This window comes from Microbulbifer maximicatervae (SeqCode) (assembly GCF_052467225.1).
Genome location: NZ_CP174303.1, coordinates 3,494,971 through 3,508,323, shown reverse-complemented (window position 1 = coordinate 3,508,323; position 13,353 = coordinate 3,494,971). Strand labels below are relative to the sequence as shown.

The 13,353-nt window shown below is 51.4% G+C and carries 11 protein-coding genes; 7 read left to right on the top strand and 4 right to left on the bottom strand.

Translation table 11 applies throughout. The features are described 5' to 3' along the window. Positions 1-158 precede the first annotated feature (158 nt). Positions 159-1,061: a 5'-nucleotidase gene (locus ACJJIZ_RS15335; protein WP_413662270.1), complete on the top strand. Its 903-nt coding sequence runs from the start codon at positions 159-161 to the stop codon at positions 1,059-1,061. 313 nt (positions 1,062-1,374) lie between these two features. Further along, positions 1,375-2,346 (top strand): HTH-type transcriptional regulator CysB, encoded by a 972-nt coding sequence (gene cysB, locus ACJJIZ_RS15330; RefSeq protein ID WP_282932493.1) that lies wholly within the window; start codon positions 1,375-1,377, stop codon positions 2,344-2,346. A 44-nt stretch (positions 2,347-2,390) separates the two neighbouring features. On the opposite strand, the gene ACJJIZ_RS15325 is transcribed toward cysB, so the two are convergent. The 3 genes from ACJJIZ_RS15325 to ppsR form a co-directional block, all read right to left on the bottom strand. Next, on the bottom strand, positions 2,391-2,684 hold the full coding sequence (locus tag ACJJIZ_RS15325) for a hypothetical protein (protein ID WP_444896984.1): 294 nt from the start codon (positions 2,682-2,684) through the stop codon (positions 2,391-2,393). A 175-nt stretch (positions 2,685-2,859) separates the two neighbouring features. Beyond that, positions 2,860-4,191: an aminodeoxychorismate synthase component I gene (gene pabB / locus ACJJIZ_RS15320; protein WP_444908069.1), complete on the bottom strand. Its 1,332-nt coding sequence runs from the start codon at positions 4,189-4,191 to the stop codon at positions 2,860-2,862. A 73-nt stretch (positions 4,192-4,264) separates the two neighbouring features. After that, entirely contained in the window at positions 4,265-5,092 is an 828-nt protein-coding gene (gene ppsR, locus ACJJIZ_RS15315) for a phosphoenolpyruvate synthetase regulatory kinase/phosphorylase PpsR (RefSeq protein WP_444896986.1), read from the bottom strand. A gap of 189 nt (positions 5,093-5,281) precedes the next feature. Here ppsR and ppsA point away from each other — a divergent pair, with 189 nt between their 5' ends. From ppsA to rraA, 3 genes are all read left to right on the top strand, one after another. Continuing rightward, a complete protein-coding gene (gene ppsA / locus ACJJIZ_RS15310; protein WP_282932498.1) occupies positions 5,282-7,645 on the top strand; it encodes a phosphoenolpyruvate synthase in 2,364 nt (787 codons plus the stop codon). 430 nt (positions 7,646-8,075) lie between these two features. Then, entirely contained in the window at positions 8,076-8,645 is a 570-nt protein-coding gene (locus tag ACJJIZ_RS15305) for a L,D-transpeptidase family protein (protein ID WP_444914000.1), read from the top strand. A gap of 135 nt (positions 8,646-8,780) precedes the next feature. Next, the gene (gene rraA, locus ACJJIZ_RS15300; protein ID WP_413662263.1) at positions 8,781-9,260 is read left to right on the top strand and encodes a ribonuclease E activity regulator RraA; all 480 of its coding nucleotides are present in this window, start codon (positions 8,781-8,783) and stop codon (positions 9,258-9,260) included. Positions 9,261-9,329: 69 nt separating this feature from the next. Here the strand turns inward: rraA and ACJJIZ_RS15295 are convergent, their stop codons facing one another. Beyond that, positions 9,330-10,769 (bottom strand): di-heme oxidoredictase family protein, encoded by a 1,440-nt coding sequence (locus tag ACJJIZ_RS15295; protein WP_444913999.1) that lies wholly within the window; start codon positions 10,767-10,769, stop codon positions 9,330-9,332. Positions 10,770-10,922: 153 nt separating this feature from the next. Between ACJJIZ_RS15295 and ACJJIZ_RS15290 the strand changes: the two genes are divergently transcribed. Beyond that, positions 10,923-11,162, top strand: a complete 240-nt coding sequence (locus ACJJIZ_RS15290) for a hypothetical protein (protein WP_444913998.1) — start codon at positions 10,923-10,925, stop codon at positions 11,160-11,162. Continuing rightward, positions 11,110-13,344: an acyl-CoA dehydrogenase gene (locus ACJJIZ_RS15285; protein ID WP_444913997.1), complete on the top strand. Its 2,235-nt coding sequence runs from the start codon at positions 11,110-11,112 to the stop codon at positions 13,342-13,344. Before ACJJIZ_RS15290 ends, ACJJIZ_RS15285 begins: the two co-directional genes overlap by 53 nt. Positions 13,345-13,353 lie beyond the last annotated feature (9 nt).

The following is a 13,353-nucleotide window of genomic DNA, read 5'->3' as shown; positions in this document are numbered from 1 at the left end:
ACTTGTGCAGCGCTCTGTAGGTAACATCGGGAAGGGCTGGCATTCTTATCTGTACATATCGCTCAATTTGTGGAATATAAGTTTGAGATTTGTCGTAGACTCTCACTGCCCTCAGTGAAGCTGCGGTGTCGGTGGATTAACGATGTAGAGGCTCTCTAATGGCTGTGCGTCCAGATAAGTTAGTAATCGCTATTTCCTCTCGCGCTCTGTTTAACCTTAGCGATAGCCACAAGGTATTTGAGGAGCAGGGATTGCACGCCTTTTCTCATTATCAAGTTGAGCGTGAGAACGATGTTCTGGAAAAAGGGGACGCATTCCCTCTGGTTGAGAAGTTTCTAAAGATCAATGAGCTTCTTGGCGGTGAGCCACGGGTGGAGGTGATCCTGCTATCAAGGAATAGTGCCGATACCGGATTAAGGGTATTTAACTCGATAGAGCACTATGGACTCAATATTACTCGTGCGGCCTTTTGCAATGGTGGAAGCCCTTACCGTTATATTGGCCCATTTGGATGCAACCTGTTTTTGTCTGCTGATGGTGTAGATGTCCGCCAAGCGTTGGAGCAGGGGGTTGCTGCGGCAACCTTGGTTGCCGGAGGAAACCGCGAATATCGTGATGATGTGTTGCGATTTGCCTTTGACGGCGATGCGGTAATCTTCTCTGATGAGGCTGAGCGAGTCTACAAAACGGAAGGCCTGGCTGCTTTTACTGAGGCGGAGCGTGCCTCAGCACAGAAGCCACTGGGGGGAGGGCCCTTTAAGGGATTCCTTGAGGCTTTGCAGAGGTTGCAGGCTGAATTTGAGATGGATACCTGCCCGATACGAACGGCTTTGGTAACGGCACGTTCCGCACCGGCCCATGAGCGGGTCATCAGGACATTGCGCGCCTGGGATATTAGAGTGGATGAGTCAGTTTTTCTCGGCGGGCTTCCTAAAGGTGAGTTCCTGCGGGCTTTTGGCGCCGATGTCTTCTTTGATGATCAGCCTAGTCACTGTGTTTCTGCAGGTGAGCATGTGGCTACGGGCCATGTTCCTCATGGAATCGCAAATGCAGAGGTATAAAAAGTTCAAAAGTGATAAAGGTGTACGTTATCACTCAGTGCTCTCTATGCCGATAATGTTTGAACTTTTCCCGGCCCTCATCCGAGAGGCTTAGCTCTAATTATTAGAAAATAAAGCCGACAGAAAGTCCGGGATCCGCCAAAGTTGATTGACACTTTCGTCTCTACCACGGATATTCAACCGTCCATTGGCCCTGGCTTTGATTCACTGCTATTCTTTTCTCGTATAACTCAAGATAGTTTTTATAACTATCGATCAAAAAATGGTATTACTCGCTCTCGGCCATGAGCGAACTTAATGAAAGGGAGGATCTATGAAGCTGCAGCAGTTGAGATATATCTGGGAAGTGGCACATCACGACCTCAATGTTTCTGCTACAGCGCAGAGCCTCTATACCTCCCAGCCGGGAATCAGTAAGCAAATCCGACTTTTGGAGGATGAGCTTGGCGTAGAAATCTTCGCGCGCAGCGGCAAGCATCTCACAAGGGTAACCCCGGCAGGGGAGGCAATCTTAAAGACTGCCGGCGAAATTATGCGCAAAGTGGAGAATATCAAACAGGTTGCGCAAGAGTTCAGCAATGATAAAAAAGGTAGTCTCGCTGTAGCTACCACTCACACTCAGGCGCGCTATGCCTTGCCCCCGATTATTAAGCTTTTTATAGGCCGTTATCCGGAGGTTTCCCTGCATATGCACCAGGGAACCCCTATGCAAATTTCTGAGATGGCGGCAGATGGCACTGCAGACTTTGCTATCGCTACCGAAGCTCTGGAGCTTTTCAGCGACTTGGTGATGATGCCTGTCTACCGCTGGAACCGCTGCATTCTGGTACCGAAAGATCACCCGCTTTGCCAAGTGAGCAAGCTATCCCTTGAGGACGTGGCGAAGTACCCGATAGTCACTTATGTATTTGGGTTTACCGGCCGCTCCAAATTAGATGAAGCTTTCTTGGAGAAAGGGTTGTCACCTAAGGTAGTCTTTACCGCCGCCGATGCTGATGTAATCAAAACATACGTGCGTCTGGGGTTGGGAATTGGCATTGTGGCCGATATGGCCGTTGATGGCGAAGATGAGGACCTTGTGGCTCTCGATGCCAGTGATCTATTTGAATCGAGTGTTACGAAAATTGGCTTCCGTAAGGGAATTTTCCTGCGGGGCTTTATGTATGAGTTTATCCAGCAATTTGCCCCCCATCTCAGCCGTGAGCTGATTGACCAGGCGGCACAGGCGACATCCCGTTCTGAGGTCGATGCGCTGTTCGCCGATATGGAGTTGCCGGTTTACTAGAGGTGCTGCTGAATGGAAGTGCCGATAAAGCTAAGGGATGAAGGCTATGAAGCCTCCATCTCGATCAGGGGGCGCAGCACTTCTTTGGCGAACTTGAAGTAAACAGTGAAAATCTCTGCTTCCTTACCTTCGCGCTCTACGACAAAGAAGGGCGCTCGCTCTACCTTGTACTGCTGAGCCAGCTGTAAGCCCGGGCTTTGCGGGTCACGCACGTCGGCGATAAGTGTCTGGTCGATAAATTGCATTTGGCCATTTTCTTCCAGCTTTTCTTCAACGTCGCGACACTTGGCGCAGGGCGAGCCGTCGGCGAGAATTTTCTTGACCAGTGTGATCTTCACGATAATTTCCTTGATCCAGTGCAATGCCATTAAAGGCAAGATGGACTGAATCTATCAGAACCCCTAATAACTTTGAAATATCAATCGCCGATACCTTTATAACTGAAATTTGTAGTGATGCTACAAAAGGCGCCAAAATAGGCCAATTTTTAGTCGTTTTTCGGCGATTTGATGCCTACTGCAAAAATTGTTCAGTTGTTTCCAGTAGTAAGCGCACCTTGGCCAAGCACTCTTGATGCTCTGAAGTGGGATCGGAATCTGCAACGATCCCACCACCTGCCGCGCAGGTTAGATGTCCATCGTTGGCACTGAAGGTCCGGATGGCGATATTGGTGTCAGCGCGGCCACAGCTGCTGATGTAGCCAATACTGCCGCAATAAATCCCCCTGGGACTGGATTCCAGTTCCCTGATCACTTCCATCGAGCGTCGCTTTGGAGCACCTGTGATAGACCCGCCAGGGAAACAAGCTTCGAGTAATTCGCTATAGACTGACTCTTCGGGTAGCTCACCAGTTACTACGCTGACCAAGTGGTGGACATTGGCAAAACTCGCCAATTGGAATAGCTCGGGAACACGTACGGTGCCACTGCGACACAGCTTGCTCAAATCGTTGCGCAGTAGATCGACGATCATCAGGTTTTCCGCCCGGTCCTTCGGGCTTCTCTGCAATGAGAAAGCGGCACGCTGATCGGCCATCTTATCAGCGTGTCTTGCTGCAGTGCCTTTAATCGGTTCCGTGCGCAAACTGGCGCCGTCAGCTCGGATAAATCGCTCCGGCGACATACTGAGCAGGCTGCCATGGGGCAGGGCCATATAAGCAGAAAAGGGACCGGCAGCTTGAGAGCGCAATGCCAGGTAAGCGGTTAGCAGATCGCCGCTATAAGGGGCCCTGAAACGCTGGGTAAAGTTTGCCTGATAGATATCGCCAGCGGCGATATATTCCAGTATCTGCTCAATTTGTGCCCGATAATCATCTGCACTCAGTTCGTGCTCAAATGGTGAATGCAGCCGGAAGTCCCCAGGCGTAAGCGTGGTCTCCCAGTTGATAGCTTTAAATCGCTGTATCAATTCGCGAACTTGCTGGGGGGGGCAGGCGGGGTGGAAAACCAGGTGGTTGCTGCCCAGTTGGTGGTCGGCAATAAAGGCCCATGTGTAGAGACCAAAAAAGCCTGCGGGCAAGTCCGTAGGGCGCATATCTGCCGGTAGATAATTGCCCTCTACACCGAGTTCATAGCCAGCGTAACCAATAACCCCGCCGCAAAAAGGCAGTTGTGAGTCCCTGTCCTGAGGGCAGAGTTCGCACACGAGGTCATCCAGCCGGGCAAATGGCTCGGGCGTGTCGGCACTTAACTCGAGGGTATTTATCGGGTCGGCACTAATGATGTCATAGCGCCCACCCTCCGCGAGAGGTCGACCGCTGTCGAGCCAAACGGGGATAGGTAAATCCGCTATCGCCGCAAATGCGGCGGGCGTGTTTAATGAGTAGGGCAGAGAGACAATTTGCATATCAAGCTACAGCAGTCCGGAAGACGGCGCACACTACACATTTTGCGGCGGCAATTAAAGGGTGTGTGGCTCTTTAGTCAATCCTGCGCTCAATACCGGCCTGAGACATCAGGCGGGTGGCGAGTTCCTCCACCGAAAGTTGGGTTGCATTGAGGAAAGGCACCTGGGCCCGCCTCAGCATTTGCTCAACTTGGCGCACCTCGAATTCACATTGTTCCTTAGAAGCGTAGCGGCTGTTGGCGCGCCTTTCCTGTCTAATTTGCATCAGACGCTCGGGCTCGATTGTCAGGCCAAACAGCTTGTTGCGAAACGGGCGCAGGATCTTGGGCAGGGTGGTGGAGTCCATATCCTCTTCGGTGATGGGGTAGTTTGCCGCGCGCAGGCCAAACTGAAGTGCCAGGTACAAGCAGGTAGGCGTTTTGCCGGAGCGGGAAACGCCCAACAGGATTACATCGGCTTGCTGGAATTCGCTGACTCTGCGGCCATCGTCATTGTCCATGGCGAAGTGCACTGCTTCAATCCGGTCGGTGTAGCGACGGTTGTCGTCAATGCCGTGAGAGACGTTGACCATCTGCGCTGGATCCCGGTTAAACAGATTGGCCAGTGGCGTGAGGTAGTTCTCGAAGATATCGAGCATCAACGCAGAGCTTTGGTGCAGCTGTTCCCGGATCTTGTCAGAAACAATGCTGGTAATAATGATCGGCTGTAAACCGGATTCATCGGCTGCTTTTTCTATGCGTTGCAGGGCCTGTTTAACTTTTTCGGTGGAGTCGATATAGGGAAGCGTGACCTGCTCAACTTGTTGATCGCGGAACTGTGCGAGTAGGCTGTGGCCAATCGCTTCGACGGTGAGACCGGTTCCGTCGGAGATAAAAAAAGCCGTGCGCTTGTCTTTTGCCATGTTTGTTCTCAGTTTGTCGGCGTGAGGGGGCTATTGTAGGGGAGGAATGGGGCAAAGGTCTTTTATTCTGGCGATTTGCAATTTTTGTAGAAAATTTACAACATTTTGGCCAATTTTTACGGGCTATTTTTTACAAAACTCATCCTTATAATCTGCCGCCACTCAACCTGAATTTTAGAGGGCCTTCACTTGACGAACTTCACGATCGACTTCGCAAAACTGGGCATGGCCGATGTCGACAAAGTCGGCGGCAAGAACGCATCACTGGGCGAGATGATCTCCTCTCTCGCCGGTGCCGGCGTGAGCGTACCCGGTGGATTCGCTACCACCGCAGAAGCCTTTAGGGCTTTCCTGGCTCACGAACAGCTGGAGCAGCGTATAGCCGAGCGTTTGCAAGGATTGGATGTTGGTAATGTCACCGAGCTGGCCCAGGCGGGAGATGAAATCCGCAACTGGATTTTACAGACTCCGTTCCCCGAGCAGCTGGAAAAAGAGATTCGCGAGGGCTATGAGGCCCTGGGTGGTGCGGAAACTGCTGTTGCAGTTCGCTCCTCTGCAACCGCCGAAGACTTGCCGGATGCGTCCTTCGCCGGTCAGCAGGAGACCTTCCTGAATATCCGCGGTATCGACGCTGTATTGAAGGCAGTAAAAGAGGTTTTTGCTTCCCTCTACAACGACCGTGCTATCGCCTACCGCGTGCATACCGGTTATGCGGATGTGGGCGTTGCCCTGTCTGCCGGTATCCAGCACATGGTGCGCAGTGAGACTGGCGCAGCGGGTGTGATGTTTACCCTGGACACAGAGAGTGGCTTCCGCGATGTGATCTTTATCACCGCAGCCTTTGGTTTGGGCGAAACAGTTGTTCAAGGTGCGGTTAACCCGGACGAATTTTACCTCTACAAGCCAGCCCTGGATGCGGGCCGTCCTGCGATTCTGCGCCGCAATCGCGGCAGTAAAGCGATCAAGATGGTTTACGACGAGAGCGGTGAATGTGGTCGTTCCGTAAAAACTATCCCGGTGGCAGACGAAGACCGCCAGCGCTTTGCCCTCAACGATGCGGAGCTGACAGACCTGGCAATCCAGGCCCGCAAGATTGAAGAGCACTACGGACGCCCGATGGATATCGAGTGGGCTAAAGACGGCGATAGCGGTAAGTTGTTTATCGTACAGGCGCGTCCGGAAACTGTACGCTCCCGCGATCAGGGAACCAGCATCGAGCGCTACAGCTTGCAGGAGCGCAGTGACGTATTGTGTGAAGGTCGCGCAATCGGCCAGCGCATTGGCGCGGGCCCCGTTCGCAAGCTTGAATCCGTAGAAGATATGGCGCTGATGCAGGATGGTGAAGTCCTGGTTACCGATATGACCGACCCGGATTGGGAGCCGGTCCTGAAGAAAGCGAGTGCTATTGTTACCAATCGCGGCGGCCGTACTTGTCACGCAGCAATTATCGCTCGTGAGCTGGGCATCCCCGCAGTTGTAGGTTGTGGTAATGCAACCGAGCTGCTGGAAACCGGCACACCGGTGACAGTTTCCTGTGCGGAAGGCGATACCGGTTTTGTAATGGCTGGTGAACTGGAATTCCAGCGCGAGGAAACTGAAGTTGCAGAAATGCCGGAGCTGCCGTTCAAAATTATGTTGAACGTGGGCAACCCGGATCGAGCATTCGCTTTCAGCCATCTGCCGAACCAGGGCGTTGGCCTTGCACGCCTCGAGTTTATCCTCAACCGCATGATCGGTATTCACCCGAAAGCACTGCTTGAACTGGATAACCTGCCGGAAGATCTGCAGCAGAATATTCGCGAGCGTATTGGTGGATACGATTCTCCAGAAGACTTTATTGTCGAAAAACTGGTGGAAGGTATCGCTACCTTGGCTGCGGCCTTCGCACCGAATCGCGTCATCGTACGCTTGTCCGACTTTAAATCTAATGAGTATGCGCACCTTGTGGGTGGCCAGTTGTACGAGCCAAGCGAAGAAAATCCAATGCTTGGCTTCCGTGGTGCAGCTCGCTACCGCTCTGAAGATTTCCGCCAGTGCTTTGCCCTGGAGTGCCGTGCACTGAAGAAAGTCCGCGATGAAATGGGACTGACCAATGTGGAAATCATGGTGCCCTTCGTCCGCACCCCGGAAGAAGCTGAGGAAGTAGTCGGTCTGCTGGCTGAAAACGGCCTGCGCCGTGGAGAAGGTGGCCTCAAGGTCATTATGATGTGCGAACTGCCGTCCAACGCTTTGCTGGCGGAAGACTTCCTGCAGCACTTTGATGGTTTCTCCATCGGTTCCAATGACCTGACCCAGCTAACGCTTGGTCTGGACCGCGACTCCGGCCTGGTTGCTGATTTGTTTGATGAGCGCAACCCAGCGGTCAAGGCACTGCTTTCCAGGGCGATCCAAGCCTGTAAGAAAGCGGGTAAATATGTAGGTATTTGTGGTCAGGGTCCTTCTGACCATAAAGACTTCGCCCGCTGGTTGATGGATGAGGGGATCGACAGTGTGTCCCTGAACCCGGATACCGCAGTAGATACCTGGCTATTCCTGGCCAACGAGGAAGGTTAATTTTCCTCCTAAAGCGGCCCAACTGTGGGCCGCTTTCCCAATTATTCCCCCGCTATATTTAACTGTAATTTTTCTGCTGAAGCGGTGTTTGCCTTGGTGGAAAATGAGTCCGTTGTTGCAGTTAAATCCGGAAACACCTGATTTTGTTCTGCTAATTGTGTTTGAAAAATTTAAACGACACATTACCCAAAAAATACAAACCTCTATCAGCTGATCCACACAGAAGAATTCATTCTAAATCTTTCCGCTCGCCTCAATAGAATCGGAAGAGTCTTAAGGTTGCGTGTAAATCGAAAAACAGATTGCGCAATGTGCTCCGTAAAAATGTTCGCCGTGGGCCCTGGCCCCACTGGCGCGCACCTGAAAATTACCGACAGACTGTTTATCTGTTGGATTCAGGGCAGGGTACCCAGACTCGGTGAGGTGAGCTATGCAAACGAGTAGACAGTTTCAAATCCCCATACTTCATGTCTTTTTGATGATGTGCCTTATGGCTTTAATGGCATCGCCACCGGCAGATGCAAAGCCACGCGCATCTAATTGGTTTGATGATCGCGCCGCAGCCAGGGGTGGTAGTCCATCAATTAGAATTGATTTAAGTGAGCAGCGCGCATATCTGTATAAAGGTGGGAAATTAGTTGGTGTCTCCCGTATTTCTTCGGGGAAGCGCGGTTATAGCACACGCCCCGGACATTTTCGTGTGTTGTCCAAACACCCTTATCACCGCTCGTCTATTTATGGCAGTTTTGTTGATAGACGCACTGGCAGAGTCGTGAGATCGAATGTAAATACTCGAAAGCATCGTCGCCCTGCGGGTACTGTGTATCGTGGAGCAAAAATGAATAACTACATTCGTTTTAATGGCGGTATCGGTCTGCATGCCTCTGGCCACGTGCCCGGCTACCCCGCTTCTCATGGCTGTGTGCGTATGCCCCCACATATGGCGAGAAAGTTCTATCAGCATGTGCGTGTAGGCACGCCGGTTCGTGTAACACACTAGTTTCAATTTCGTGGCAGCGAAGGCTTGGCCGGGTATTATCCATCGTGGTGATACCCGGTATTTATTTGCCTCTTAGCTCTTCTACTTTTTTCCCGCTATTATCCTTCTCTTCCATAGATTGCTGCGAGAATATTGATGCTCAAGTCAACCCCCGATTTATGTGATGCCTACCCTGATGAGGTGCGAGTAGTTGATCCTATGTTTATCAATTACGGTGGCCGAGATCGTTTTGGTGGGCAGATTGTCACTATCAAATGTTTTGAAGATAACTCCCTGGTGCGAGAACTGGTGGCTGAACCGGGGCAGGGCAAGGTTTTGGTAGTGGATGCCGGTGGATCTATGCGGCGGGCTTGTCTTGGCGATATGCTGGCAGAAAAGGCGGTTGCCAACGGTTGGGAAGGTATCCTGATGTATGGCTGCATTCGCGATGTAGATGAAATCGCGGAACTGGATCTGGGGGTGCAGGCACTTGGTAGCCATCCAATGAAAACAGAAAAAAAGGGAATTGGTGAAAGAGGCCTGGCGGTTAGCTTTGCCGGTGTGGATTTCCGCCCGGGGGAGTACCTCTACGCGGATAACAACGGTGTAATTGTGGCGGGTAAGGCACTGACCTAAAAACGCCAGTAAGTCCATTAGGTCTGGAAACTGGCAGCCCAAAAGCGCTGCCAGTTGTTGAGAATCAACTCAGCGGGGATCAATTAGATCATCAGCGGGGTTCTCCGGCATTCTCAGGGACATCAAAAATGCCAAGATCTTATTCTGATCATTTTCACTTAAATACTTGAAATTCTGTGCTGCGTTACTGGCCTCGCTTCCGGGGTTGTCGTGGAGAAAAATGGCTTCTGCCAACGTAGTGGCTCTGCCGTCGTGTAAATAGGGCGCGGTATCGGCCACTCCCCAAAGGCGTGCGGTAATAAACTCACGGTTTTGCTGGTCCGTTTGGAAGAAGGCGTTCTCAGCCAGCCCCTCGCCCATATCGTGGCGCTTGAGATCAGAGAACATTGCGACCTCTATTCCGCCATTGCGGGTTTGGCGAAAATTTGTCGGTTGCTTGGTGAGGTCCACTTCGTAAAAAATGTCTTCAAAGGGAGTTTCTGGAGAGCCGGTAAGTTTATAAGGGAGGGTCCTTCTCTGGGTGACCATCGTTGGGCGGTGGCAGTCGGCGCAGCCAATATCGGAGAAAAGCCTCCGGCCGTCACGGTGTTCTCTGTCATCGACATCGAATGGTGGTTCCAGGGTGGTAATAAAGATACTCAGTGCGGATAAGTCCCCAACGGTGATTTCATTGACGACTCCGTCATTATCAGCATCTGCTGTTGCTCCGCCAAAGGCTTCCGAGGCCTGCATCCCCATATGAAATGCCAGGGCGGAGACATCGAACTCCCTGACTGAGGCGTTGTCACCTTTTCGACCAAATGGCCTGACAACCAAATCGTGCTCGACGCCTTCGACATTGGTTGTATCCAAATTGCCGTACTCGTCGGCAATGATGCTCCCAAAACTGACTGATTTTGTTTCCAATTCAACGATGGTGCCGGGGTTATTGAGGGCGTGTTGTTTAAGATTTTGTAATTCATGGGTCATCTCACGGCCAACCAATTCAATCCCCCCGGCGCCAAATAAAAATACCGGATTAATCAGCCGCCCATCAAACTCTGCGATACCGTCAAAGTTTTCATCGATAACATCGATATTGGCGGGGCGGAATAATACGCTGGTTCCGAACCCTCCACCTCCGCCAATGCCCAATCTGGGAGGCGTTGTTCGATTGCTGATGACGGTATGGCACTCCAGGCAGTTTTGCGCATCGAGGCCATTGACCCGCAAAAATGTGCCATTCCCTTGCAGGGTGGGCCTGTTACCTCCGGTGGGGGAGTGGTTGTCCGGTTCAGAAAAATCGTGGGGGCCATCACCAAAACCGTCGTAACGATTGAAAGGCGTGCTGAAAATAATCATCCCCGCTTCACGTATTTCGTCTAGGTGAAGCTGTCCTTGGGAAATTTCATCCTGGCTAATCCTATCTGCAGGGTCTAAGCGTGGTTCTTCGCCGATAAGATCGGCGTAAATTAATGAAGAGAGCATCAGGCTGATGCTGGTGAGAGATATTGCCGTTAATCGCTTCATGTCAAAATCCTTGTTTATTTTTCTTTCCCTTTCAAAAAGTTATAAGGCTAAGTCTCTGGAAAAATGGTTATTTAATTGAAAGGGGGTGAGGGAGTCTCACAATACGAATTGCTGTGGACGGAGTGAGAAAAAGCTAATCTCAATAACTTTTCAATGGCCCTAAAAAAAACAACGCCGGTTTTGTTGAAAAATAAAATGTCTATCCGGGTAGGGGCATGGATTTCTTCTGTGAATTCTTACCTGCAATCAAACGTCTCCTATTATTGTGCATTGATGACTCTCTCGACCCTGCGGGAATTGGCAGCGTTTGTTGCAACGGCTGCCGCTATGGAAGGTGAAAATGAGCGAATTGCGCAAAAAATTCTTTACCGCGCCTCTTTTAAAAATTATTAAACGAGTACTTCCGCCAATTTCTGAAACAGAAAGGGAGGCGATGGAAGCGGGTGAGGTTTGGTGGGACGCTGAGTTATTGTCAGGTAAACCACATTGGGATCAATTGTTGGGGATGGGTCCACCTGCGCTCAATGAAGAGGAGCAGGCTTTCCTGGAGGGGCCAGTCGAAGAGCTGTGCCGAATGATCAACGATTGGCAAATTAGCTATGTGGATCGCAATATTCCGGAGCATGTTTGGGATTTCCTTCGGAAAAATCGCTTTTTTGGCATTATTATTCCCAAGAAATATGGCGGCCTTGGCTTTTCTCCGACAGCTCATGCGGAGATAGTGACCAAAATTACCACCCGCAGTACCTGTGTGGGTGTCACAGTAATGGTGCCTAACTCATTGGGCCCGGGAGAGCTGCTACTGGCTCACGGTACGCAAGAGCAAAAAGATTACTACTTGCCGCGTCTGGCAGATGGCACTGATATTCCCTGCTTTGCGCTGACCAGTCCGGAGGCCGGATCTGATGCGGCATCCATGATTGACAATGGCGTAGTCTGTTACGGCGAGTATCAAGGCGAAAAGGTCCTCGGTATGCGCGTTAATTGGCACAAGCGCTATATCACCTTGGGCCCGATAGCTACGGTGCTAGGTTTGGCTTTCAAGCTCTATGATCCCGACCATATTCTCGGCGATGAAGAAGAGCTGGGTATTACGGTTGCCCTGGTGCCCACGGATACACCGGGGGTTTCCATTGGTCAGAGGCATCTCCCAGCCCTGCAGGCATTTCAGAATGGGCCCAACTGGGGAAAAGATGTTTTTATGCCGATGGATTGGATTATTGGCGGGGAGGAGAATGTCGGCAAAGGTTGGGAGATGCTGATGAGTGCCCTTGCCGCAGGCCGAGGAATTTCACTGCCATCCCTATCTACCGGTGGGGCCAAAATGGCGGCGCGTTTGACCGGTGCTTATGCGCGAATTAGAGAGCAATTTAATGTACCTGTTGGCCGTTTTGAAGGTGTGCAGCGTCGCTTGGCTGAAATTGCTTCTATTGCTTTTGTGTTGGATAGCGCCCACAAAACGACTACCCGTGCCCTGGATGAGGGGCGAAAGCCAGCGGTGATCACCGCGATTATGAAAGCCAATGCTACTTGCGGTCTACGCCAGGCCATAATTGATGCAATGGATATTCATGCAGGAAAGGCCATTATGGACGGCCCATTAAATTATCTGGGTAATGTCTATCGAGCCATACCGGTAGCAATTACCGTAGAAGGGGCCAATCTTCTCACTCGCAGCCTGATGATCTTTGGTCAGGGCGCAATTCGCTGCCACCCCTATATTTTGAAGGAAATGTTGGCGGCAGAAAACCCGGATCATGAAGCGGGTTTGGACGAACTGGATAAGTTGCTGCCCAAGCATATGTGGTTTCAATTCAAAACCCTCTGTCGGGGTATTTTTCACGGCTGGACGGTGGGCTTGTTTGCCAGCAGCCCCCGCAACGTAGGGCACGCTGCCAAGTACTACCGGCAACTGAATCGGTATTCGGCGGTGCTATCTCTGGTTACGGAATTTTCCTTGATGACCCTGGGGGGAGAACTCAAGCGAAAAGAATTGATCTCTTCCCGGTTGGGCGATGTCTTGAGTCAGCTGTATCTGCTCAGCTGCACCCTGAAGCGCTTTTATGATGATGGCCACCCTAAGGATGACCTCCCCCTGCTGGAATTTGCCATGCGAGATGGGTTACATAAGATCGAAGTTAATTTATTGGAGGTGTTTCAAAATTTCCCCCGGCCATTTATTGGACAAATAATGCACTTCCTCACCATGCCTTGGGGCCACAGTGTTCATACCGCATCGGATCGACAAGCCAAGGCCTGCGCGGAATTACTGTTGACACCGTCGGCGACTCGCGACCGGCTGACCAGTGGGGTCTTTCTAGGAACTCCCGGGGATGGAGTGGATATTGTTGAGCAGGCATTTGATCGGGTATGCGCATCTGAACGGGCTCGTGAAAAATTAAAAAAAGGCGGTATTCGTAAGCTGAGCAGGGATAGCGTGGAAGAAGGGTTAAAGAAAAATCTAATCAGCGATGAAGAGGCCGAGATACTCTACGACGCAGCAGATGCTGTGGAGAAGGCAATTCAGGTGGATCACTTTGAGCACTTGGGCGGGTGTGCGGGCACAGTCCAATAGGGTTTGAGG

Coding starts and splice junctions, on each gene's coding strand:
- ACJJIZ_RS15335 (WP_413662270.1), top strand. CDS start 159: ATGGCTGTGCGTCCAGATAAGTTAGTAATCGCTATTTCCTCTCGCGCT.
- cysB (WP_282932493.1), top strand. CDS start 1,375: ATGAAGCTGCAGCAGTTGAGATATATCTGGGAAGTGGCACATCACGAC.
- pabB (WP_444908069.1), bottom strand. CDS start 4,191: ATGCAAATTGTCTCTCTGCCCTACTCATTAAACACGCCCGCCGCATTT.
- ppsR (WP_444896986.1), bottom strand. CDS start 5,092: ATGGCAAAAGACAAGCGCACGGCTTTTTTTATCTCCGACGGAACCGGT.
- ACJJIZ_RS15305 (WP_444914000.1), top strand. CDS start 8,076: ATGCAAACGAGTAGACAGTTTCAAATCCCCATACTTCATGTCTTTTTG.
- rraA (WP_413662263.1), top strand. CDS start 8,781: ATGCTCAAGTCAACCCCCGATTTATGTGATGCCTACCCTGATGAGGTG.
- ACJJIZ_RS15295 (WP_444913999.1), bottom strand. CDS start 10,769: ATGAAGCGATTAACGGCAATATCTCTCACCAGCATCAGCCTGATGCTC.
- ACJJIZ_RS15290 (WP_444913998.1), top strand. CDS start 10,923: ATGGCCCTAAAAAAAACAACGCCGGTTTTGTTGAAAAATAAAATGTCT.
- ACJJIZ_RS15285 (WP_444913997.1), top strand. CDS start 11,110: ATGAGCGAATTGCGCAAAAAATTCTTTACCGCGCCTCTTTTAAAAATT.